This is a genomic window from Pauljensenia sp. 20925_1_34 (assembly GCF_041432775.1).
GTDB lineage: Bacteria > Actinomycetota > Actinomycetes > Actinomycetales > Actinomycetaceae > Pauljensenia.
In genome coordinates, this window is record NZ_JAPWAG010000005.1 from 88,006 (window position 1) to 111,396 (window position 23,391).

Below are 23,391 nucleotides of genomic sequence, written 5' to 3' on the forward strand. Positions count from 1 at the left end.
CTCGATCCTGTCTAATTGTCCAGACAAAGAATCTGGCTTGGGAGATATCCCAGCCCCCGGTGTGAGGCGTGAACACACGCGCATGAGCCGACCTGTGAAACCCGCCTGACAAGCTGTTTTGGCATCCCCGTCAGATGGCGCAGTGCTTCGAACATGACCATCCACGCGCGAGAATCCCGGTGGGGCGCGAGGCGTCCCACCGGGACAGTTCAGGCTCTTCTTAGGCCAGCGACACGGGCTTGCCGGTCCTCGCCGACTCCGTGGCGGCCTCGGCCAGGCGCAGAGCCTCGATCGCGTCGTCGATGGACGGCGTGGGCTTGGTGCCCGCGACGACCGCGTCGATGAACGCGGTCAGCTCAATGCGGTAGGCGTCCGCGTAGCGCTGCAGGAAGAAGTCCAGGTACGGCTCGGCCGCATCCGTGACCTCGGCATTGGACAGGCGCACGGTGGTGGCGCGGATGTTGTCCGCGTTGAGCGTGCCCGTCGAGCCCTGGGCCTCCAGGCGCTGGTCGTACCCGGCCGAGCACTTGCGGTTGTTGACGATGGTCGCGACGACGCCGGCGGCGTTCTTCAGGGTGACCACGGCGGCGTCGAAGTCGCCGGCTTCCCTGATCTCCTCGTTGAAGTTCTGGCCGAAGGCGTGCACCTCGACGATGTCGCCCAGGAAGAAGCGGGCCATGTCGAAGTCGTGGATGGTCATGTCGCGGAAGATACCGCCGGAAACCTTCACGTACTCGGCCGGGGGAGCGGAGGGGTCACGCGAGATGATGAGCAGGTTCTCCAGATCGCCAATCTTTCCCTCTTCAAGCTGGGCGTGAACCGCGGCGAAGGAAGGGTCGAAGCGGCGGTTGAAGCCGAACATAACGGGCACGGACACGGCGCTCAGCTCGTCACGCGCGGCCTCGACGTCCTTCATGTCCAGAGCAATCGGCTTCTCGCACAGAACGGCCTTGCCGGCCTTGGCGGCGGCGAGCAGGTGGGGGATGTGCAGCGGCGTGGGCGAGCCGATGACGACGGCGTCGACCCCTTCGTCGGTGAAGACGGAGTCCACGTCGGTCGTGTGGCGGGCACCGTAGACCTCGGCCAGCTTCTGCGCGGCATCGCCGAAAGGATCGGCAACGAGGGCGAGGGTGGCGCCGGGGTGCGCGGCGATGGTCTTGGCGTGGACGTGGCCGATGCGGCCGGCGCCGATAACGGCAATGTTGAGCATCTTTGCTTCTTTCTAGGTGAGGGGGTGCTGGAGAGCAGAAAAACCGTGACCGGCGGTGGCCCCGCACGCGACGTGTGGGGCCACCGAGTGGATCACGGGGCGGGCATAATGACGTCGCGCACCAGGGCGTCGAGGTCAGCGTCTGCCTGCAGGAAGCCGCGCAGGGTCCTCGCGGTGGCGCCGAAGGTGTCGAACTCCTCCGGGGTCATGCCGTCGGGCTCGTAGGCGCGGACGAACTCGGGGATTGAGAGCAGCGTCTTCATGATGTCCTCGCGCACCGGGATGTCCATGCGCTCTTCCATCTTGTAGTCCGAGTCGTTGATGAGCTTGGCCCACTTGAACGGCGGGGAGACGACGACGTCGCCGCCGACGAACTCGGACCAGTGCATGACGTTACGGAATGCGGCGGAGAGCATGCGGGCGCGCAGGCCGCGCTTCTGGAACTCCTGGTAGGCGCGCTTGAAGGCGGCAATGCCACACCACTCGAGGTGACCCGGATCCAGGAACATCTTGTCGCGCTCGGCGACCTCCTTGATCCAGTCGTCGAGGCGGCCCACCATGAGGGTGACGACCGGGCCCATCTGGGAGGTGTCCTTGCCCTCGGCCTCGCGGCGCTTGAGGCCGCGCTCGATGGCCTCGCCCGTGGTGACGGCCTGTGCGACGGAGAAGGAGACCGTCACGTTGACGGAGACGCCGCGGTAGGTAGCCTCTTCGATGGCCTCGACACCCACCGAGGTGGCGGGGATCTTCACGATGATGTTCTTAGCGAGGTTGTGGAATTCCTCGGCCTGGTCGGCCAGGGCCTTGGCGGAGCGGGCCAGGCGCGGGTCCGTTTGCATCGAGAGACGACCGTTGCGGCCGTTCTCGGCCTCGAAAATGGGCTCGAGGAGCTTGGCGGCCTCGAGGGACAGCTCGCGCACGACCTGCCAGCCGATCTCAGACTCGGTGGCGTCGGGCATTTCCTTGGCGAGCTCCGCAATGCGGGGCAGCCACACGTCGCGACGCTGGTTGATGCAGGTGTAGGCGATGGTCGGGTTGCAGGTAGCACCAACGCCGCCGAAGGAGATGGACTGCGCCAGCTCGCTGGGATCCGAGGAATCGTTCCACAGGGCGGTGGGGGTGTTACGCGCGGCGTCCAGAAGGGGGCCGGGGGTGTACTCGATGGACATGGCGGGAAGCACTCCTTTGTGATTGCTTTCAACTTTCTCCGTCGGGGATAAGTCTACGGCGAGCGCCTGCGCCTGTCAACAGTTTGTTAGGACAAAGTATCAATACCTTGTCACTGGGCGAAAAGGCTAGCCTCGAAGGAGTATCGCGATGCGCGGTAGATGTGGTCGCCGTACTCGACAATGCGTCCCGAGGGGTCGTATGTCGTGCGCTGCGTCGTCAGCAGGGCCGCCCCGCGATGCTCGGACAGGAGTTTGGCTTCCTTCGCGGTCGCCGTACGTGCGCCGATGACCTGTCGGGCCGAGGCTAGGGTGACCCCGCGCTCGCGCATGAGGTCGTAGAGGGAGCCGGACTCGAGCTCCTGCATCGCGGGTGCAATGTCGGCCGGGATGAGGTTCGTCAGGACGGCGATCGGCTCATCGTTCGTGAAGCGCGTGCGCTCGATGTAAACGATGAGCGTGCCCTCCGCGATCTTGAGTGCGTCAGCCTCTGCTTCCGTGGCGGGATGGGCCTCGTAGCGCTGAATCGTCGTCCGGACTTTGTGGCCAGCCTCCACGAGGTCCTTCATGAGGGACGTCAATTCCACCGGGCGGTGGACCTGGCGGGGCGAGACGATCGTGCCGACGCCGCGGCGGCGTGTGAGGAGGCCGCGGTCCACGAGGCGCTGAAGGGCCTGGCGGGCGGTGGGGCGTGAGACGTGCAGGCGAGCGGCCATCGATAGCTCGTCCTCAAGGCGCGTATCTGCAGGCAGTGCTCCGGAGTTGATCAACTCGGCGATCGGCTCGGAGATCTGGAAGTACAGGGGAACGGGAGATGAGCGATCCAGGGTGATATCCGGGATGTAAGGCCTGTTCTCGGTAGCCTTGGGGGAGTGAGACATGGTCGACCTTCGTAGGGTGGGACTTTGGCCGCGTGAAATAAATACGGTTACATGGTAGCAGTCTTTGACTGGGTGTGGATGCAATGACACGCTGACCCTATTGTATGGACAAAGTTTGACGATTGCCTGTCGATAGTGCATGCTTGGTGGGTCGGGCCCGCGAGCCACCCCAACGGAGAGGAAGGAGTCAGCATGTCCCTGGATCGTCGCTATGTCGACATTCTGACAATGGGCCGTTCCGGCGTCGATATTTTCCCGCTCCAAGTCGGGGCTCACCTCGAGGACGTCGAGACCTTTGGGAAATTCCTTGGCGGCAGCCCGACCAACGTGGCTGTCGCGGTCGCCCGCCTCGGACACCGATCCGGCGTCATCACGGGCGTGGGGGACGACCCCTTTGGGCGATTCGTCACCCGCGAACTCGAGCGCCTCGGCGTCTCCTCCGATCATGTCGTGACCGTGCGTGACTTTCACACACCCGTCACCTTCGCTGAGCTCTTCCCGCCCGACTCCTTCCCTCTCTACTTTTACCGCGAGCCCAGCGCACCCGACCTCGAGCTTGGCGAGGATCAAGTCGACTGGGACGCCGTCGAACGCGCTGGAATCTTTTGGTTCACGGTCACCGGACTGTCGCGCGACTCATCCTTCGGCCTGCACCTGCGTGCCCTCGACCATCGTGACCGAGGTACAGGCACCACGATCCTCGACCTCGACTACCGCTCCAATCTGTGGAGTGGCATGGCCCAGGCGCGCTCGCGCGTGGGCGCCGTTCTCTCCCGCGTGGACGTCGCTGTCGGCAACCGCGAGGAATGTGAGATGGCCGTCGGCGTGTCCGACCCCGAGAAAGCTGCGGATGCCCTCCTGGAGCGCGGCGTCAAACTTGCGATCGTCAAGCAGGGCCCCAAAGGCACCCTCGCCAAGACCGCCGACGAGCGCGTCTGGGTGGAAGCCTGGCAGGTCGACGTCATCAATGGCCTGGGTGCCGGCGACGCGTTCGGCGGCGCACTCATCCACGGCCTCGTCGAAGGATGGGACCTGGAAAAAACCATCCGCTACGCCTCGGCTGCGGGAGCCTACGTGTGCGCGTGCATCGAGTGTTCCACCGCGATGCCCACCCAGGAGCAGCTGAGCACCTTCGTGGAAACGGGGGTCCTCCCGTAACTCACCGACCCGCGCCCCAGCCTCGTATCGAATAAACCCCTTGCGGCACCGAAGCCCCAACCCAGGAGACTCAGATGACTCTTCCCGATATCTACGTTCCCGCCGGCTCCTCCGGCCATGGCAATTTCACCGTCGACATTGACCCCCAGCGTGCTGGTTGGGCATTCTCGGGCCTGCGCGTCCTCGTTCTCGAGGCCTGCGCCTCCCAGGTCGTCGAGACCGGCGAGGCCGAGCTCCTCGTCCTGCCCCTCGCCGGCGGCGCCACCGTCGAGGTCGACGAGCAGACCTTTGAGCTGGAGGGCCGCCGCGGCGTCTTCTCCGGCGTCACCGACTACCTGTACGTCGGACGCGGCAAGAGCCTGACCATCACCTCCGCCCGTGGCGGCCGCTTCGCCTTCCCCTCCGCGATTGCCACCCGCGACATCCCCGTCGCCTACTACCCCAAGAGCCAGGTCCGCGTCGACCTGCGCGGCGCCGGTGACTGCTCGCGCCAGGTCAACAACTACTCCCTGGCCGTCGAGGGCGTCACCACCTCCCACCTGCTGGCCTGCGAGGTCATCACCCCCGGTGGTAACTGGTCCTCCTACCCGGCCCACAAGCACGAGCAGGACTCCGAGGACGAGCGCGAACTCGAAGAGATCTACTACTTCGAAATCGAAGACGGCCCCGAGGGTTCCAAGGGCTTTGGCCTGCACCGCACCTACGGCAGCCCCGGCCGCCCGATCGACCTGTGCTGCGAGGTCCACGACGGCGACGTCGCCCTCGTGCCCCACGGCTACCACGGCCCCTGCGTCGCAGCCCCCGGCTACGACATGTACTACCTCAACGTCATGGCAGGCCCGAACGAGGACCTCGTGTGGCTCGCCCCTGACGACCCGGCCCACCACTGGATCCGCGCGACCTGGGAAAACCAGGAAGTGGACCCCCGGCTGCCCATGAACAAGTAAGAAAGACCCGAAAGGACTATCCATGAGCAAAGAAGCCTACAAGGGTACCGTGCGCCTGACGGTCGCACAGGCAATCATTCGCTTCCTGTCCAACCAGTACACCGAGCGCGACGGCGTCGAACATCGCCTCATCGCGGGCGCCTTCGGCATCTTTGGCCACGGTAACGTTGCTGGCATCGGTCAGGCCCTGCTGCAGAACGAGATCGCGCCCGCCGAGGGCGAGAACCCGATGCCCTACATCATGCCCCGCAACGAGCAGGGCGCCGTCCACGCGGCCGCGGCCTTCGCCAAGACAGCGAACCGCCTGCAGACCTGGATGACGACCGCGTCGATCGGCCCCGGTTCGCTGAACATGGTGACCGGCGCCGCGACGGCGACGACCAACCGCCTGCCCGTCCTCATCTTCCCCTCCGACCAGTTCGCGACCCGCATCCCGGACCCGGTCCTCCAGCAGCTCGAGGATCCGACCTCGCTTGACGTGACCGTCAACGACGCGTTCCGTCCCGTCTCTCGCTTCTTTGACCGCATCAACCGTCCCGAGCAGCTGATTCCCTCGCTCCTGAACGGCATGCGTGTCCTCACCGACCCGGCCGAGACCGGTGCCGTGACGATCGCCCTGCCCCAGGACGTTCAGGCCGAGGCTTACGACTGGCCGGTCGAATTCTTCGCCAAGCGCGTGTGGCACGTGCGCCGTCCCCCGGCCGAGCGCGCCGCCATTGAGCGCGCGGTAGCCAAGATCCGTGCCGCCAAGCGTCCCCTCATCATCGCCGGCGGCGGCACCATCTACTCCGAGGCCTCCGAAGAGCTGCGCGCGTTCGCGGCTGCGACCGGTATTCCGGTGGCGGACACGCAGGCCGGTAAGGGCGCCATCAACTGCGATCACCCCTGCTCCGTGGGCGGCGTCGGTTCCACCGGCGGCGACTCGGGCAACCACCTCGCCGACAAGGCCGACCTGATCATCGGTGTGGGCACGCGGTACTCCGACTTCACGACGGCCTCGAAGACGCAGTTCAAGAACCCCGACGTCTCCTTCGTCAACATCAACATCACGCCCTTCGATGCCGCCAAGCAGAGCGCTGAGATGGTTGTGGCCGACGCCCGCGAGGCGCTCGTTGCCCTCACTGAGGCCCTGGCCGACTACCACGTCGACGAGGCCTACACCGCCGAGATCGCCGCCGAGCGGGAGGCATGGGCCGCCAAGGTCGAGCAGTGCTACCACGTGGGCAACGCCCCGCTGCCCGCCCAGACCGAGGTCTTCGGCGCGCTCAACGAGCTCATGGGCGATGAGGACGTGGTCATCAACGCCGCCGGCTCGATGCCCGGCGACCTGCAGGCCCTGTGGCAGGCCAAGACGCCCGTCCAGTACCACGTCGAGTACGCCTTCTCCTGCATGGGCTACGAGGTCCCGGCTGCCATGGGCGTCAAGCTGGCCCGCCCGCAGTCCGAGGTCGTCTCGATCGTCGGCGACGGCACCTACCAGATGCTCCCCATGGAGCTGGCCACGGTCGCCCAGGAAGGCATCAAGGTCATCTACGTGCTGCTGCAAAACTACGGCTTCGCGTCCATCGGCGCCCTGTCCGAGTCGCGCGGCTCCCAGCGCTTCGGCACGAAGTACCGCCAGCGCGGCACGGGTTCGCACCTGGAGGACACCGACACGATTGCTGGCGTCGACATCGCGGCGAACGCACGCTCGTGGGGCATCGACGTGCTCGAGGTCCACACGATCGAGGAGTTCAAGGAAGCCTACAAGGTGGCCGCCGCCTCGGATCGCGCAACCATGATCCACATCGAGACTGACCTGATGGGCCCCAACCCGCCCGGATCCTCCTGGTGGGACGTGGCGATCTCCGAGGTCTCCGTGCTCGAGTCCACGCAGCGCGCCTACGAGGACTACCAGAACGACCGCAAGCCGCAGCGTCACTACCTGTGATGCGCTGAGTGCGCCGTGGGCGGCCCCGGAATTGTCCGGGGCCGCCCCCTTTTTGTTCGCGGCGGACGAGGCGGGGGCGGGGAGTTCGCGATGGGGCAGGCCCGGCCACGGCCTCGTTCGGGGAGCGCGAGGCTCGTGTACGATAGACGGGACAATTGTGTCCGGATATGTGCCGGTATTGCGGATATCGCGACATTGGTCGCAGAAACATGCTACTGTTTGTCCTAACAAAGGTGTTTCGCCATTCGTGGATGAATGGGAAGAAAGGTAAAACCAATGACAATCAACCTGTGGGTCAACGGCGAAGAGTACGTCGCTCACTCGGACAAGACCATCGGCGTCGAAAACCCCGCCACCGGCAAGGTCGTCGACCAGCTCGCCCTCGCCGACAAGCACTGCCTCGACCGCGTCGTCGAGATCGCCCGCGAGGCACAGAAGGAATGGGGCCGCACTGCCCTGGCCAAGCGCGTCGACATCATGTTTAAGTTCCGCCAACTCGTCATCGAGCACCAGGACGAAATCGCCGACGCCATCGTGCGTGAGGGCGGCAAGACCCACGGCGACGCCCTCGGAGAGATCGCCCGCGGCCGCGAGACCATCGACTTCGCCTGCGGCATCAACGCCGCCCTCAAGGGCGAGTTCACCGACCAGGCCTCGACCGGCGTCGACGTGCATACCCTGCGTCAGCCCGTTGGCGTCGTCGCCGGCATCTGCCCCTTCAACTTCCCGGCCATGGTCCCCATGTGGATGCACCCCGTCGCCCTGGCCACCGGCAATGCCTTCATCCTCAAGGTCGCCTCGGTCGTCCCCAGCGCCTCGCTGATCATCGCCCGCCTCTACAAGGAAGCCGGCCTGCCCGACGGCCTGTTCAACGTCATCGCCGGTAACCGCGACCTCGTCTCCGACATCCTCACCCACCCCGGCATCGATGCCATCTCCTTTGTCGGCTCCACCCCGGTCGCCCACATCGTCCAGGACACCGGCGTCGCGCACGGCAAGCGCGTCCAGGCCCTGGGTGGCGCGAACAACCACGCGATCGTCATGCCCGACGCGGACATCGAGTTCGCCGCGCAGCACATCAGCGCCGGCGCCTTCGGTGCGGCCGGCCAGCGCTGCATGGCCCTGCCCGTCATCGTCGCGGTTGGTGGCGTCGAGGAGAAGCTGGTCCCCGCGATCAAGGCGCGCGCCGAGAAGATCGTTGTTGGCCCCGGCACCGACCCGGCCTCCGAGATGGGCCCGGTCATCACCCGTTCCTCGCAGGAGCGCATCACCAACTGGATCGACGAGGCCGAGGCTGCGGGCGCCACCATCGTCCTCGACGGTCGCGGCTACCGCCCCGAGGGCGAAGAATACGCGGACGGCTTCTGGATGGCCCCCACGATCATCGATGGCGTGGACCGCGGCCTGAGTGTCTACTGCGAAGAGGTCTTCGGCCCGGTCCTGGTCGTCGTGCATGCCGACACCTACGAAGAGGCCATCGAGATCGTCAACTCCTCCGAGTTCGGCAACGGCTCCGCGATCTTCACCTCCGACGGCGATACCGCCCGCCACTTCGTCGTCGATGTCGAGGCCGGCATGGTCGGCGTCAACGTGCCGATCCCGGTTCCGGTCGCCTACTACTCCTTCGGTGGCTGGAAGGAGTCGCTGCTGGGCGACACTCACATCCACGGCCCCGAGGGCGTGCGCTTCTATACGAAGGCCAAGGTTGTCACGACCCGCTGGCCCAAGCGCGGCGAGAAGGTTGGCTACGTCGGCATGAACTTCCCGACGAACGCCTGACACTAACGACGCTCTCATGAAAGGCGGGGTAGGTCTGTCGATCCGCCCCGCCTTTCGTCTCATTATGTCTGGACATGTCTAGTGCATTAGTGAATGAACGTGTGGATAGCCTGCGCGAGTAGGCGGCCGCCCCCGGGCGAGCGGAGGTGCGGTGGGCGGTCCTCGCGCCGCACGGAAGTCCGGCGGTGGGGTGCTGAGGGGAGGCTAGCGGGCCACGGCCTCGTTGATGACGGAGGCAACCTCGCGGGCAACCGACGCCCACGTGAAGTGCTCGCGCACCCGCGCGCCGACGGCCGCCGCGCACGAGGCGCGACGCACCGGGTCGGTGACGGCCTCGCGCAGGGCGGGCACGAGCGCGTTCGTGAGCTGCTCCGACGTGGCGCCGTCGACGATCCAGCCCAGAGCGGGGGAGGTGATAACTTCTTCGGTCCCGCCGCGCGGCGTCGCAATGATCGCGCAGTCGCCTAGGGCAGCCTCGAGGATGGAGGTGGGCAGACCCTCGGGGTACATCGACGGGTAGACGAACACGTCGGAACGACGGTAGAGGCTCATGACGCCGGGGAAGTCCAGCTTGCCGAGGAACGTCACGGCGGGGTCGGAGCCGTAGCGTGCGTGCAGCTCGTCCTCGATGGGGCCGGAGCCAGCCACGGCCAGGCGCAGCGGTACGTCGGGCAGCTCGGCGCGCAGGCGCGCGAAGGCGTCCAGCAGCGCGACGATGCCCTTCTCGGCGATGAGGCGGCCCGCGTAGGAGATGACGATCTCGGAGCCCTCGCCCCCGCGCGGCCACAGGCGTTCGTAGCGGTCGTCGGCCACGGCCGTATCCTCCGGCGTCACCGCGTTATACCACACGCCCGAGGCCTTGATTGTGAAGTGACGCAGCCACTTGTTGCAGTTGCGCGACACCCCATAGTAGGAGGTCACGTGCTTCTTGACGAAGTGGGTCAGGCCGTGCTCGTAGATGCCGCCGAAGAAGTCCAGCACGGGGTTGCCCACGCTCATGTGCGCGGTGCCGTGCTCGATGAGTGCGACCGGGCGGCCCAGGCGGTGCGCGAGGCGAGCGCCGAGCAGGCTCGTCAGGTGGAAACGCGTGTTGACGATGTAGAAATCCGCGTTCTCGGCCTCGACGGCGGCCATCGTTTCCTTGAAGCGGGCGTCGCGCTTGAAGAAGGGGTAGCGCTGCTTGAAGATACTCTTGGTCGGCAGGCGGTAGATGCGCAGGCCGTCCTTGTCCTCGAAGCGGGGCAGGGACTCGTCGTGCAGGGACGTGACGATGAACACGTCGTAGCCGAGAAGTCGCAGCTGCTCGCTCAGGCGATCCTGGTAGCGTTCGATCCCGCCCAGGTAGGGCAGGAAGAACTCCATGAAGATTCCGACCTTGATGGGGGACTGAGAGCGGTCAGCCATTGACGGACTCCGTTTCGATAGGTGCGTTGCGAACGGGGATGAGCATGAACGCGACGAAAAGGATCGCGAGCAGCGCCATGGTTGAAGCATAGGCCAGGGACGCGCCCATCATCGCGTAGGATCGCACGAGCGGGGCGGCCGCGACGTAGGCGGTGCCGCCCGCGATCAGGAAAGCGACGAGGACGGCGCGCAGGCGGCGCATGGTGGCCAGCGCGTAGTAGAGGATGACGCCGGCCGCGTTGAGGGCACCACCGAGGACGAGCACCATCAGCTCGGGCACGTAGTCGGACACGTCCGTGCCGAACACGAGGGTCAGCAGGGGAGCGCCAATAAAGTACGTGACGACGGCGACCAGCACGAAGGCTCCCGCGGTCGTGAGCAGGCCGCGGCGCACGATCGAGAAAAACTCGCCGCGCTTACCTTCGGTCCAACGCAGCGCCATGCGCGTGAGCAGGGGGCGGAACACAAATAGGGAGAGCATGTTGATCGCGACGGCCGGCATGTAGATGATCGCGAAGACGCCCAGCTGCTCGTCGCCGAGGTTCGCGTGGATCGCGAAACGCGGCGCGTTGGCCAGGTACTGGTTGAGGAAGGCGGCGATGAACAGAGGCAGACATTCCCACAGGATTCCGCCGATGCCTCGTGCATTGAAGGACGGGGCCAGGGAGAAGAGGCCGCGCGCGGGCAGCCCGTAGGCCACGACCAGCACGACGCACGTGACCGCGAAGGTGACCAGCGTGGACAGGAGCAGGTCCTGGGTGAACCAGTACAGCCCCGACCACAAGAAGGTGGTCGTGAAGATGCGCGCGAAGCAGGCCTTACCCGCGATGTCCAGGCGCCCGGAGCGTTGGAACTCCGAGTAATACACGTCCTCGAAGGCGTCGAAAATACGCAGGAGCGCCATGGCGGCGATGACCGTGAACGCCGGGTAGGGGTCCTTCGTCGAGGAGCTCCAGGAGTGGGAGAGGATCAGGCCCACCATGACCAGGCAGGTCAGGAGGCGCGTCGACAGGTAGGTGCCAAAATCGAAGCGTCGCCGCACGTCGGTCACGTGGAAGGTGCGCACCTCGTACAGGCCCACCGTCTGGTACTGCTGGCCGATCGCCAGGGCCAGGGTGAACAGGCCGTACTGGGCACGCGCGAAGGTGTCGGTCGCGCCCGAGCGCATGATCGCCACGCCCATGATGACCACCGCGAGGCTGGACATGAGGGAGGCGGCCGTGTTCCACAGGTAGTCGCGCCCCAGCTGCCCACGCGATTCGAGGGCTTCCTCGGTGGTTTCCACCTGCTCGCCGGGGCCCTGGGCCTCGGGCATGGACGAGGCCGTGGTGTCCTGTTCGCTCACGCGCCGACTCCGTCCTGGGTCGCGGGGCCCGGGTCGAACGGTCCAAAGACGATGTGGAAGGGCTCGTGCGTGACACGGTCCTCGGGATCCGGCACGCGCATGTAGTCGCCGTAGCCGCGCGTGAGCACGACGTCGTAGGCGGCGGGGATGCGCACGGTGATGTCGTCGAAGGGGACGGACTTGGCGGGGAAGAGCTCGGCCTCCGAGGCGCTCCATCGCCTGGGATCGCGCGTCGAAAAGTCCCCGTACAGGGTCGTGCCGTCAGCGGCCAGCTGCGGGTTCTCACGCCCCTTGAGGGCGGCGCGCATCCAGCGGCGGTACAGGGAGGCCTCGTTCACACGCAGCGCCCGCATCCCCCAGTGCGCGCAGGCCATGGCCGCCGAGGCCAGCTGGCGTGCCGGCGTGGGCAGCCCCGTTGGCGGGTTGGGGATCGAGCGCAGGAACATGAGGCGCGCCCACAGCCACGTGCCGCGCGACTGGGAGCGGAAGCGTGCCGGATCGGCCGCGATCTCGTCCAGGACGAACAGGTCCACGCCGATCGGCATGCGGAAGGCTCGGTCCTTGGCGACCTTCGAGACGAACTCGGAGCCCTTCAGGCCCAGGACGCCAAAGCTGATCGGGTAGTTGGAGTGCGAGGCGGGCGAGGCGATAAAGAACTCGTCCCCCAGGAGCGCGGGGGCCTCCGCGATGAAACGCTCGTAGTCCGCCCGGGGCATGCACACGTCCCCGTCGTCGTCCCAGGGGATGAAGCCCCGGTGGCGCACCGCGCCGATCGCCGTGCCACCGTAGGCGACGTAGCGCACGCCCAACAGGTCGCACACGCGGTCGATCTCAGCCAGGCACCGCCTGGTGACGCGCTGAATGGCTGCCAGGGTTGCGGGATCTGCCGCGCTCATGTCTCTCCGATTCTTCGATGGGGTCGCGGGTCTACAGGGAGTCGGCGTAGGGGCCGAAGTCGATGACGGCCGCCTCGTGGTTGTAGCGTTTTTCGGGCGGGGGCAGCTGCATGTAGTCGCCGTAGCCCGCGCGCAGCAGCGAGTCGTACTCGTGCTGAATCATGACGGTGATGTCCTCGAAGGGGACGTCGATGGTGGGGAAGAACTCCTCCTCGCGCACGATCCAGTTCTGCGGGTCGCGCATCGTGAAGTCCGCGTACACGCCCGTGCCCGTGCCCTCGTAGCGGCGAACCGCCTTCTCCCAGCGGGCCTGTAGGCTGCGCGGCGTGGCCCGCACGGCCTTGAGGCCCAGGTGCGCCACGGTCGTCGCGGAGAAGATCAGCGCCTTCTTCCACGTGGGCGTGTTGATCAGGTGAGGGCGAGGTGTTCCCTGAAGGAAGAGGAGGCGGCCCCACAGCCACGACTGGCGGGACATCTGGCGGAAGGCCTTCTCGTCGGCCGGGATCTCGTCCAGGGGCAGGATGTCCAGGAAGAAGGGCATGCGGTACTTCGAGTCCTTGTCGGCCTCCGGGATCAGGAGCGTGCCCGGCAGGACCATCTTCGTGAACATGAAGGGGAAGTCCTCGCGCGTGCGCGTGTTATCCAGGCGGAAACGCTCATCCAGCAGCGCGGGCGCCTCGGCCAGGAAACGCTCGTAGTCGGCGCGCGTCATCATTACGTCGATGTCGTCATCCCAGGGGATGAAGCCGCCGTGGCGGATCGCGCCAATCGCGGTGCCGCCGTAGACCGCGTAGGACACTCCGATGAGTCGGCACACCCGATCCAATTCAGCCAGGATCAGCGTCAGGAGTTTTTGGACCTTGCGCAGGTCGGCGTCGGGCGTCGTCATAAGTCCTCCGAATACGACTAAGCGGGTGGGCGCGCCTGCGCCCACCCGCCATTGTCTCACGCCTGGGAGCTCGTGACCTTCTCCGTTCGCTTGGGAAGCAGGTCACCCCAGTTGGAGGTGGCCGCCAGGACCGTGCCCACCAGGATCACGACGCAGCAGATGACCTGCGTGAGCGTCGGGATCGTTCCCTGCAGCACCAGGGCAAAGATGATCGCCCACGCCGAGTAGGAAATGTTCAGGGCCATGCCTCGCGAGGCGCCGATGGCCGACAGTGCCTTGTAGTAGAAGAGGTACGAGGCCGTCCCAGCCAAGCCGGCCAGGGCCACGACGCCCGCGGACAGGTGAGCCAGCGAGTGCAGCGTGAAGCCGAAGACGCCCGCGATGGGAGCAACGATGAAGAGGTAGACCACGGCCGACGTGGTCTCGCGGATTTGGAGCGCCACCTCGTTATCCACGGCCTCGTCGCGCATGCCCCACGTGAGGATGACGGCCTCGGACCCCCAGCCGATCACGCACGCCAGCGCGCCGATGATACCCAGGATCGCGTTGCCGTCCTTAACGGGGTCGGAGGTTGCAGACAAGCCCGTCACCACGATGGCACCAAGCGCCACCAGCAGCGCCACGATCTGACGCGGAGCCATGCGCTCCTTGAGCAGGGCGAACGCCAGCAGCGTTCCCAGGGCCGGGTAGAACGTCGAGATAATCGCTGTCAGGCCGGGGCCGATGTTGTCGATGGCAATCAGGTAGCCGCTCATGCCGATCGGGCCACCCAGCAGGGCCGCCACGACAACCGACATACCCGGGCGGGTGCGAAGCCCGTTCCAGGTGTCCTTCAGGCGCCCGCGAATCGCCATGTAGACCAGGAGGATCACGGCGCACGCGACGTCGTGCAGGACCGCGCCAACGAGCGCCGACTGGCCGAAGCCGTCAAACGGAATCATGGCTAGCGCGATCGCTAGCACGACCGTGTCCAGGCCCCATAGAGCGCCCGAGAAGAAGCCGTAGCGCTTGCCTCCGTGCTGAGTTTTCATGCCAGTTCACCCTCCTGGGAAACCTGCGCGCCCGAGGTCGAGGTGGCCTCGTACGAAGCGAGCAGGGAATCGATTGTGCGTGTCGCGTGCGAGTAGTAGATGTAGAGCCATTCGCCCACGTCGTCGCCTTCGGCCTCCTTGACCAGCGCCCACAGGTACCAGCACCAGCCGGCGAAGACCTCGTAGGCAAAGAAGTGGCGCGCCTCGCGCTCAGTGGGGGTGTGCCCCAGGTAGTACTCGAGGGCAGCGGCCGCGCGTTCGCGGGTCATCTCCGCCGTGCACACGGTCATCGTGCCGAAGTCTGCTGCCATGTCCGACATGCCCGCGTACTCCCAGTCGATGAGGCTGATGGTGCCGTCCTTATCCACCAGGAAGTTCGGGGGGAAGAAGTCGTTGTGCGAGGGGACTTTATCGAAGCCGTCCGCGTCCGCGAATGCTTTCAGGCGCAGGACCTTGTCGCGCAGCTCAAAGTATCCGGGCACGTCAATCGGGCCGAAGGTCTTTAGGAGGCCCTCGTAGCGCAAGCCTTCGGTAACGAAGTCGAAGGAGCGGTCCAGGACTCGACCGGAGGTGTGCAGGGCGCGGTCCATCTCCATAGCCGCTTTCAGTTCTTCGGGGCGGGTCACGTCCAGGTTGCGCACGTCGCGCACGAAACGCGAGAGCTTCCATCCCGCCGCCGGGTCGCCCGTGATGAAGGTATCGTCGATGCCGAGTTCGGCGGCCAGGCGCAAGCCGGCGAACTCTGCGCTGCGGTCCACGATCTTCTCCGTGCCGATGCCGGGGTGGCGGTAGACGTACTCGTCGTCTCCGACCGCGAAGTGGCACGACAGGTTCGTGATGCCCTGCTTGAGCGGGTAGAAGTCGCGGATCTCCGACTTTGCGCAGCCCAGAGTCTCGACGATGTGGTCGAATACCTCGGAGTCGACGTTTTCGATGAACAGCGGATCGAAGTCACGCACCTCGTCGACCGAATCGAACTCGTGGATGACGCCGTCGGGGTAGCGGCGGATCACCATGTCGAACGACTTGATGTGATCCAGGTAGATGGACTCCCACAGCTTCGAGACAGTCTCGGGCTTGTCGTAGACCTGTTCGAGGATCTCGCGGAACGTTGCGGAGAAGTTGCGGTCGAAGTAGACGTGGCCGAGCATGACCCACGCATCCTCGCCGCCCACGGTCGCGCCCGTGATGCGGTCGCCCGCGCCCACCTTGATGCACCACTCGTCGGTGGGGCCCTCGACGTAGTTGGCCGAGTAGTAGGACTTGTAGACGTAGGGTTCGAAGGGGTTCGTCGTGAAGTAGTCGTCCGAGGAACACACGTAGGTGTTGTCCAGGCGTTCCCGCACGCGCCACAGGGAGCCGTTGTTGTTACGCGTGGCGTACTCACGGTTGACGACGATGTCGACGCCGTACTTGTCGGCCAGGTAGAAGTAGTATTCCTTCTTGTAGCCGACGACCAGCGTGATATTCGTGATGCCGACCTCGTGGAGCTGACGAATCTGACGCTCGACCAGGATCTCGCCGCGCACCTTGAGCGTGCCCTTGGGACGCTCGTAGCTGATGGGGGCGAAGCGCGCGGACAGGCCGGCCGCCATGATGACGGCACCCGTGACGCGATAGGGTTCCAGTGCTGCGCGTCCCGCGTCGGTGATTGCGCGGTCCTCGATGTAACCGGCGGCCTCACACTCGCGCGATGCGGTGTTGACGCGGCCCAGGCTCATGCTGGTGGCCACGGACAGCGCGCGCTGCGTGAGGGCGGATCCGGCCCGCGCCAGGGCGGTCAGGACGTTAAATTGGGGTTCGCTGAGAGTGCCAACGTTCGTCGAGGGCATGCGATCACCTTTCGTTCACAGGGGTTGCCTGGGTGTTGCGTGTTCGAGCATAGCACCCATGTGACCAAATGTGAACATTTGGTGGTGGTAAGCACATGATCCGTGTCGTGTGGCGGTCGTGTTTTCCTTGACATGCCGGGCCTGGTGGCGTGTCTTCACGCGCGGTGTCAGGGCCGACGCGCCCTGACAGATGCGGCTCGTTCGCAGGGGTGCGTTGCGGCCCCTCGCCTGCTCGGCGCGCCCTCGCCTACCGGGCCACGGCCTCGTAGATCGCGCGCAGCTGGGCGACCGATGCGCGCAGAGAGCGCTCGGCGTCGACCCAGGCGCGGCACGCCGCCCCACGCTCGGCTAGCTCCGCGTCCGACCATGCCAGCGCCTCGTCGATGGAGTGGGACAGGGCCCACGGCGTGCGCTCGGCGGTCAGCAGCGAAGCACCGGGCGCGACCATCTCCGGCGTCCCGCCCGTCCGATACGCCACCACGGGCACGCCGCACGCCTGCGCCTCCAGCAGCACCAGGCCCGCCGCCTCCTGCCGCCCCTGCGTCGGCTTCGTCGGCAAGACAATCACTCGGGCTCGGCGCACCCACTCGCGCACGCGCTCGCGCGGAAGGCGCCCGGTGAGCCTCACGTGCGCGGGTGCACTCGCTCTCAGAGCGGGAGCCAGGGGACCGTCGCCCACCAGAACCAGGCGATGCGGGCGGCGCGTCGCCAGCGCGGCGGAGGCCTCCACCAGATCATCGACGCCCTTCAGGGTGGACAACGCCCCCACGAACAGGACGACAGGGGTATCGGCATCTGCTGGCAGGAAGGCATCGACGAGGCCGTGGCCGGGCTCGGCGGGAACAGTGTTGCGCGCGGGGGCCGGAGTCCACCAGTCGGTATCCACGCCCTGGTAATGCACGGACAGGCGCGCCGGATCCGCGCCCGCCCCCAGGGCCACGTCCGCCAGGTAACGCGACACCGCCAGGAGACGCGTCGCCCCCTCGAAGGCCGCCCGACGATTGTGGGCGTTCCAGGCCGCGCCCAGGCCTCGCCCGAGCCTCGGGTACGCGTCCCCTCCATGCAACGTCACCACCAGGGCAGCGCCGCTCTCGCGCGCGGCCCCCACCGCCGGCAATGACCAGGTGGCCTGATGCTGGTGGATCACGTCCGGACCCCACGAGGACACCGCGCGGCGCATCGCGCCCAGGCCTCGTGCCTGGCGCAGCGCGCGCACGGGGAGAGCAGGGGAGAGCGCGCCGGGGGCGGCCTCGTAAATGGGCAGTCCGACCGACGAATCACTGACCCGCGCCGCCAACGTGAACACCCGCCAGTCGCACTCCGGCATGGCGAGCGCGTGCGCGACCGCGAAATACGTCGGGGGAACCAGCAGGGTTCCCTTCGTCAGGGCGACCTTCACGGCAGCCGCCCGACGCTGCGGGCGCTCGCGGCGCGCGGGGAAACGGGCATGCCACCATCCTACGGGCTGCGGAAGGCGACCTGGTGATTTAATGAACACATGACGACTGCACCTGTCCGACCCGCCCGCTCGGGCGTGCTGCGCCAGGTGCTCACCCTGCTCAGTGGCACCCTCCTGGCCCAAGTCATCGCATTCGTCGCCCAGATCGGCATCGCCCGCCTCTACACCGACGCGGACCTGGGGTACCTGGGGATCTTCACGTCCGCCGCCACGCTCGGCGCGGCCGTCGCGGGCGCCCGCTTCGACCTGTCCATCGTCCTGCCCTCCCCCGGGGACGAGGCCTCCGCCCGCTCCCTGTTCCGCCTGTCCTCGCGCTGCGTGCTCGCCGCTTCCGGGGTTGCCACGCTCGTTGCCGCCGCCTCCTGGCTGTGGGTGTCCGCCCGCTACGGGGCCGGGCTCGCCGGGTGGATGTTGGCCGTCGGGCTCTCCGTGCTCTTCCTCGCCCAAGGGCAGGTCTGCTCCTACTGGCTGACCCGGCACCGGCGCTTCCAGGCGATCGCGTCGTCCTCCGTCGTTCGCTCCCTGGGCATCGCGGCGCTCCAGCTCGCCTGCGGGTTTGTGGCCTCCGGTGGGCTGGGCGCCGCCATTGGCGCGACCCTGGCGGGACAGGGGATTGCCGTGGCGTATCTGAGCTGGCGCTCCCGAGACGCCCGCCTCGCCGAGGCCTCGGACCCCTCCCTATGCGCCGTCGCCACCCGCTACCGGAAGATGGCGCTCGTCGGTGTGCCCAACGTCGTCGTCGACGCGCTGCGCACCAGCGCGATTCCCATGCTCATCGCCTCGTTTTCGGTGGCATCGCTGGGGCAGTTCAACATGGCGTGGATGGCCCTCCAGGCTCCTGTCGCCCTCATCGCCGGGGCGCTGTCGCAGGTGTACCTGCCTCGCCTCTCCGATACGCCGCCGGGGCAGATGAGTGCCGTTGTGCGGCGGGTCGGGGGAGCTGCCCTAGGGTTCTCCATTCCCGTGTTCGCCCTGCTCGCCTGGGTGAGTCCCTGGCTCTTTCCCCTCGTCTTTGGGGCGCGCTGGGAGGCCGCCGGGTATTTCGCGCGCTCCCTGGCGCCCTGGCTGGCCCTGACTGTCGCCACCTCGCCGCTGTCCAATGTGTTCGTCGCGACCTATCACCAGCGCCGGATGCTGGCCTTCGCCTGCGTGTACTGCGCCGCGCCCCTCGCGTGGCTCTGGTTGAGTCCCTACGGGATAGAGACCACGGTCGCCGTGCTTGGCGGCCTCATGGCCATTCTGCTGGTGGGCATGCTGGCGATGGCGTTCCTGACGGCGCGCGCCTACGACCGCGGCGAAGGCGTGCGACCGGAAGTGGTGTGACGGGCTTTCCTCAAAAGTCGCACGTAATTTCCATGTGGTCCATTTCTGTGTAGGGTCGAAAACCTTGATATTCTGCTATTTTTAGGAATGCTAAGAAAAGTTAGTGAACCCAAATTACGTGCGACTTTTTTGAGGAACCATCAGTAGGGGCGCAATTATCGGGTGGGCCGAGGCCTCGTGACACGCCCGTCGGCCTCGTGAAACCCTTGTGAAACAGGCGATGTCGTCGCCTCCTGACATGCCCCTCCCCCCAAAAGTCGCACGTAATTTCCATGTGGTCCGTTTGTGGGCAAGGTAAAAAGTGTTGATATTCCGCAGTTTTTAGCGGCACTAAGAAAAGTTAGTGAACCCAAATTACGTGCGAGATTTTGGGGGAACTATTGATGTGTTGCTCGCGCGGCGAGGGCCCGCTCGTAGGCCTTGCGCAGGCGCGCGGCGCCCTCCTCCCACGTGGGGATTCTCGGAGCCTCGAACGCGTCGATGTCGTCGCGCGTGATGTGACGCAGGGCCGAGGCCAGGTCGCGTTCGGGGTCCTCCAGCACCCACGCGGGCGCCTGGTCGCCCAGGTACCGGCGGGCCTCGGCCAGGGGGGAACACAGCGCGGGCACGCCCGCTGCGAAGGCCTCCATCATCTTGTTGGGCGTAGACATGCGGTGGGAGAGACACCCGGACTCGATGAGGCACAGCGCCACGTCAGCCCCGCGCGTCATGGCCAGGACCTGCTCGGGTTCCACCGGTGGCAGGTGGTGGATGTTGGGGTGAGAGGCGGCGGCCCGCTCGACCTCGGGCAGCAGGGCGCCGGAACCGACGAAAACCACGTGCGCGCTTGTCACCTGCTCAAACGCGCGCAGAATCAGGGGAATGTTGCGACCGGGCGCCAGGTAGCCCGAATGCAGGTACAGGAGCGCGCCCTCGGGAATCCCCAGGCGCGCGCGCAGGTCGATGACCCCGTCCGCGCCCGTCGGGGCATTCGTCACGACGACGGGATCCACGCCCGGGTAGGCCTCGCGGTACCACTGAGCGATCGACTCGTTGACCACGGACACCACGTCCGCGCGGCGGATGTAGCGGCGCTCGATGGCTCGCTGGAGGCGCTGGCGCAGGCCCGCCGACCCCACCGTCTCCGTCTCCAACTCGTGCGCGTTGTAGGCAAACACCGCGCCTGTGCGCCGCGCCAGCGCATGCGCGAGGGGTAGCAGGAAGAGGTTCTGCGCGGAAACGGCCGCGACCCGCTGCCTCGCGAACCGCCGATACACCCGAGCACCCCACGCCGCGACAACCCGCACCCCTCCCAGGGGCGCACCCAGGGAGGCTCCCCGGATCCGCGTGAGGTGCACGGTGGGGGCCACGGCCTCGTCGGTGGGGAGCGCGCCCTGATCGATGCCGACGACCTGCGTGCTTGAAAACAGCGAGGATAGCGAGCGTGCGATCTTCACCAGCCGACCGGGTGAGGCCAGGTCAGAGGGGTAGAGCAGGAGGTTGAGCGCGCGATCCACGCCCCCATTGTAGGTGGGGCGGGGCACTACACTGGAGGGGATGAACGAGGCCAGAGCCAGAAAGGGGAGCCGCATGCGGATCGCGGTCGTCGGGATGGGCAAGATCGGGTTGCCGCTGGCGGTGCACTACGCGCGCGGCGGGCACAGCGTCGTCGGCGTGGACGTGAACCCGCAGACGGTGGATCTGATTAATGGGGGAGTCGAGCCCTTCCCGGGCGAGGCGCACCTGGCCGAGTACCTGCCCCCGCTGGCCTCCTCCGGCGCCCTGCGCGCGACGACCGAGTACGCCGACGCGATCCCCGGCGCCGACGCGGTCGTCATGGTTGTGCCCCTCGTCGTCGACGAGGTGAGCCGCCCCGACTTCACCATCATGGACGCCGCCACCCGCTCGATGGCCGCACACCTCACGCCCGGCACCCTCGTGTCCTACGAGACGACCCTTCCCGTGGGCACGACGCGCGGACGCTACGCGCCCCTCATCGAGGAGATTTCCGGCCTCGTCGAGGGGCGCGACTTCGACGTGGTGTTCTCGCCCGAGCGCGTCCTCACCGGGCGTGTCTTCGCTGATCTCGCCCGCTACCCCAAGCTCGTGGGGGGCCTCAGCGAATCCGGGGAGGCGCGCGGCGTCGCCTTCTACGAGGCCGTCCTCTCCTTCGACGAGCGCGAGGACCTGCCACGGCCCAACGGCGTGTGGCCCATGGGAGGGGCCGAGGCGGCCGAAATGGCTAAGCTCGCCGAGACCACCTACCGGGACGTCAACATCGGCCTGGCTAACCAGTTTGCACGCTACGCGGACGCGGCCGGCATCGACGTCGCGCGCGTCATCGAAGCCTGCAACTCCCAGCCCTACTCCCACATTCACCGGCCCGGCATTGCGGTCGGCGGGCACTGCATCCCCGTCTACCCGCGCCTCTACCTGGCCGGCGATCCGGGCGCGACCGTCGTGTCGGCCGCGCGCGCCGCGAACGCCGACATGCCCGCCTACGCGGTCGCTCGCGCCGCCGCCCTGCTGGGATCCCTGGAGGGCCTGCGCGTCGCGGTCCTGGGCGCCGCCTACCGCGGCGGGGTCAAAGAAACCGCGTTCTCCGGCGTCTTCGGCGTCGTGTCGGCCCTTAACGAGGCCGGGGCGCAGGTGAGCGTTCACGATCCGCTGTATTCCGATTCTGAGCTGGCAGCTTTCGGCTGGGACGCCTACCACCTCGGCGAAGAAGTGGACGTCGCCATCATCCAGGCCGACCACGCTTCTTATCGTGAGCTCACGCCCGGCGATCTGCCGGGCGTGCGCCTCCTCGTCGACGGGCGCGCTGTGACCGCCCCCTCACTGTGGGCTGGAACCCCTCGCATCACCATCGGCGGGGGCGACAACCCCACATGCTAGTCACCCTGGCAACCCGCACCTTTACACCGGAACCAACCGCTGCCGCGCTGCGCCTCGGAGCCCTCGCCCGCGCGCTCGCCGCGGGTGGAAACCGCGTGCGCGTCCTCACCTCGCGGCTTGCTCCCAGCGTCGCCCGCGATGCCGCCTCATCCGCAGACGACCCCCACGGCCCCACCCCACTCGAACGCGAAGGAGGCACCCAGGGCCAGGGGGCACCCGCGGAAACGGGGAACGGCGAAGGCGGCCACGGCCTCGTCGAGGTGCGGCGCGCGCCCGTGCTACGCGACAAGACGGGAGCAGTGCGCGGATACGTGTCCTACCTGTCCTTCGACCTGCCGCTCATCGCGCGCCTGCTGACCGGTGCCCGCCCCGACGTGGTCGTCAGCGAGCCGCCGCCCACGACCGGCGCGGCCGTGCGACTCGCGTGCGCCCTGCGGCGCCTGCCCTACGTCTACTACTGCGCGGATATCGTCTCCGACGCCGCCGCGCTCGCGGGCGTGCCGCGCCCGATCGTGCGCGCGGTGGCTGCCCTGGAGTCCTTCGCGCTGCGCGGCGCCCGCAGCGTCATCGCCGTGTCCGACGGGGTCGCCCGGCGTGCGCGTGACCTCGGGGCGAAGCACGTGGTCGTCGTCCCCAACGGTGTGCGCGTGCCCGAGGCCGTGGCGGGTGGCGTGCCCGAGGGCTTCCCCTCCTGCACCGGACCCGTCTTTGTCTACGCCGGCACCGTCGCGCACTGGCTGGCCCCCGAGGTGTTCGTCGACGCCTTCGAGCGGGCCCGCGCCAGCCTCGGGGATGCGCGCCTTGTCTTTGTTGGGCAGGGGAGCGGCTGGGAAGAACTGGCCGCACGCGCCCGCGGCGTCCACGGGGTGTGCCTGCGGTCCGCCGTCAGCGCCGACGAAGCCGACCGGTGGATGGCGCGCGCCACCGCCACGCTCGCGTCGCTGCGCCCCGGCGGATACGACTACGCCTACCCGACGAAGATCCTCGCCTCCCTGGCTCAGGGCACGCCCGTCATCTACGCCGGGCCCGGGCAGGCCGCCTCCGACGTGCGCGATGCCGGGCTGGGGGTCGCATGCTCCCTTGACGCTTCCCAGGTCGCCGAGGCCATGGTTGCCTTCGCTTCCGACGCCGTTACGTGGGCGGGAGCCGAGGGCGTGCGCGCCTGGGTGCGCGCGCACCGTTCCGTCGACGCGTCCTCGCGGGCGGCGGCTGCGGTGGTGTGCTCGGCCCTCTAGCGTTCGAGGCTGCTCCTGTCCCGTCGCGCGTT

The 23,391-nt window shown here is 67.2% G+C and carries 18 protein-coding genes; 7 read left to right on the forward strand and 11 right to left on the reverse strand.

Annotated features, from left to right (window positions below; genetic code table 11):
- Positions 1-220 precede the first annotated feature (220 nt).
- The 3 genes from iolG to O3669_RS03565 all read right to left on the reverse strand — a co-directional run bounded on the left by iolG (position 221) and on the right by O3669_RS03565 (position 3,257).
- The gene (gene iolG / locus O3669_RS03555; RefSeq protein ID WP_371523671.1) at positions 221-1,210 is read right to left on the reverse strand and encodes an inositol 2-dehydrogenase; all 990 of its coding nucleotides are present in this window, start codon (positions 1,208-1,210) and stop codon (positions 221-223) included.
- Between the two features lie 92 nt (positions 1,211-1,302).
- On the reverse strand, positions 1,303-2,379 hold the full coding sequence (locus tag O3669_RS03560) for a transaldolase family protein (RefSeq protein ID WP_371523672.1): 1,077 nt from the start codon (positions 2,377-2,379) through the stop codon (positions 1,303-1,305).
- A gap of 110 nt (positions 2,380-2,489) precedes the next feature.
- Positions 2,490-3,257 carry a GntR family transcriptional regulator gene (locus O3669_RS03565; protein WP_371523673.1) on the reverse strand — a complete coding sequence of 256 codons (768 nt, stop codon included), beginning with the start codon at positions 3,255-3,257 and terminating at the stop codon, positions 2,490-2,492.
- Positions 3,258-3,449: 192 nt separating this feature from the next.
- Here O3669_RS03565 and iolC point away from each other — a divergent pair, with 192 nt between their 5' ends.
- From iolC to O3669_RS03585, 4 genes are all read left to right on the forward strand, one after another.
- Positions 3,450-4,415 (forward strand): 5-dehydro-2-deoxygluconokinase, encoded by a 966-nt coding sequence (gene iolC / locus O3669_RS03570; RefSeq protein WP_371523674.1) that lies wholly within the window; start codon positions 3,450-3,452, stop codon positions 4,413-4,415.
- Positions 4,416-4,489: 74 nt separating this feature from the next.
- Entirely contained in the window at positions 4,490-5,362 is an 873-nt protein-coding gene (gene iolB / locus O3669_RS03575; RefSeq protein WP_371523675.1) for a 5-deoxy-glucuronate isomerase, read from the forward strand.
- A 22-nt stretch (positions 5,363-5,384) separates the two neighbouring features.
- Complete coding sequence (gene iolD / locus O3669_RS03580; protein ID WP_371523677.1) at positions 5,385-7,292, forward strand: 3D-(3,5/4)-trihydroxycyclohexane-1,2-dione acylhydrolase (decyclizing); 1,908 nt, start codon at positions 5,385-5,387, stop codon at positions 7,290-7,292.
- A gap of 276 nt (positions 7,293-7,568) precedes the next feature.
- On the forward strand, positions 7,569-9,071 hold the full coding sequence (locus O3669_RS03585) for a CoA-acylating methylmalonate-semialdehyde dehydrogenase (protein WP_371523678.1): 1,503 nt from the start codon (positions 7,569-7,571) through the stop codon (positions 9,069-9,071).
- 204 nt (positions 9,072-9,275) lie between these two features.
- Here the strand turns inward: O3669_RS03585 and O3669_RS03590 are convergent, their stop codons facing one another.
- The 7 genes from O3669_RS03590 to O3669_RS03620 form a co-directional block, all read right to left on the reverse strand.
- The gene (locus O3669_RS03590) at positions 9,276-10,475 is read right to left on the reverse strand and encodes a glycosyltransferase family 4 protein (protein ID WP_371523679.1); all 1,200 of its coding nucleotides are present in this window, start codon (positions 10,473-10,475) and stop codon (positions 9,276-9,278) included.
- On the reverse strand, positions 10,468-11,820 hold the full coding sequence (locus tag O3669_RS03595) for a lipopolysaccharide biosynthesis protein (RefSeq protein WP_371523680.1): 1,353 nt from the start codon (positions 11,818-11,820) through the stop codon (positions 10,468-10,470). Before O3669_RS03595 ends, O3669_RS03590 begins: the two co-directional genes overlap by 8 nt.
- The gene (locus O3669_RS03600) at positions 11,817-12,716 is read right to left on the reverse strand and encodes a phosphorylcholine transferase LicD (RefSeq protein WP_371523681.1); all 900 of its coding nucleotides are present in this window, start codon (positions 12,714-12,716) and stop codon (positions 11,817-11,819) included. Before O3669_RS03600 ends, O3669_RS03595 begins: the two co-directional genes overlap by 4 nt.
- A 31-nt stretch (positions 12,717-12,747) precedes the next feature.
- Complete coding sequence (locus tag O3669_RS03605; protein ID WP_371523683.1) at positions 12,748-13,605, reverse strand: phosphorylcholine transferase LicD; 858 nt, start codon at positions 13,603-13,605, stop codon at positions 12,748-12,750.
- A gap of 56 nt (positions 13,606-13,661) precedes the next feature.
- The gene (locus O3669_RS03610) at positions 13,662-14,636 is read right to left on the reverse strand and encodes a DMT family transporter (protein ID WP_295921776.1); all 975 of its coding nucleotides are present in this window, start codon (positions 14,634-14,636) and stop codon (positions 13,662-13,664) included.
- Positions 14,633-16,468: a phosphotransferase gene (locus O3669_RS03615; protein WP_371523684.1), complete on the reverse strand. Its 1,836-nt coding sequence runs from the start codon at positions 16,466-16,468 to the stop codon at positions 14,633-14,635. The genes O3669_RS03610 and O3669_RS03615 overlap by 4 nt, the downstream gene beginning before the upstream one ends.
- A gap of 247 nt (positions 16,469-16,715) precedes the next feature.
- Entirely contained in the window at positions 16,716-17,867 is a 1,152-nt protein-coding gene (locus O3669_RS03620; RefSeq protein ID WP_371523699.1) for a glycosyltransferase, read from the reverse strand.
- Positions 17,868-17,966: 99 nt separating this feature from the next.
- Between O3669_RS03620 and O3669_RS03625 the strand changes: the two genes are divergently transcribed.
- Complete coding sequence (locus O3669_RS03625) at positions 17,967-19,250, forward strand: lipopolysaccharide biosynthesis protein (RefSeq protein WP_371523685.1); 1,284 nt, start codon at positions 17,967-17,969, stop codon at positions 19,248-19,250.
- Between the two features lie 377 nt (positions 19,251-19,627).
- Here O3669_RS03625 and O3669_RS03630 read toward each other — a convergent pair whose 3' ends face one another.
- A complete protein-coding gene (locus O3669_RS03630) occupies positions 19,628-20,827 on the reverse strand; it encodes a glycosyltransferase (RefSeq protein ID WP_371523700.1) in 1,200 nt (399 codons plus the stop codon).
- Between O3669_RS03630 and O3669_RS03635 the strand changes: the two genes are divergently transcribed.
- Positions 20,820-22,124, forward strand: coding sequence for a nucleotide sugar dehydrogenase (locus O3669_RS03635; protein ID WP_371523686.1), 1,305 nt, complete (start codon positions 20,820-20,822; stop codon positions 22,122-22,124). The genes O3669_RS03630 and O3669_RS03635 overlap by 8 nt on opposite strands.
- On the forward strand, positions 22,118-23,359 hold the full coding sequence (locus tag O3669_RS03640) for a glycosyltransferase (protein ID WP_371523687.1): 1,242 nt from the start codon (positions 22,118-22,120) through the stop codon (positions 23,357-23,359). The genes O3669_RS03635 and O3669_RS03640 overlap by 7 nt, the downstream gene beginning before the upstream one ends.
- Positions 23,360-23,391 lie beyond the last annotated feature (32 nt).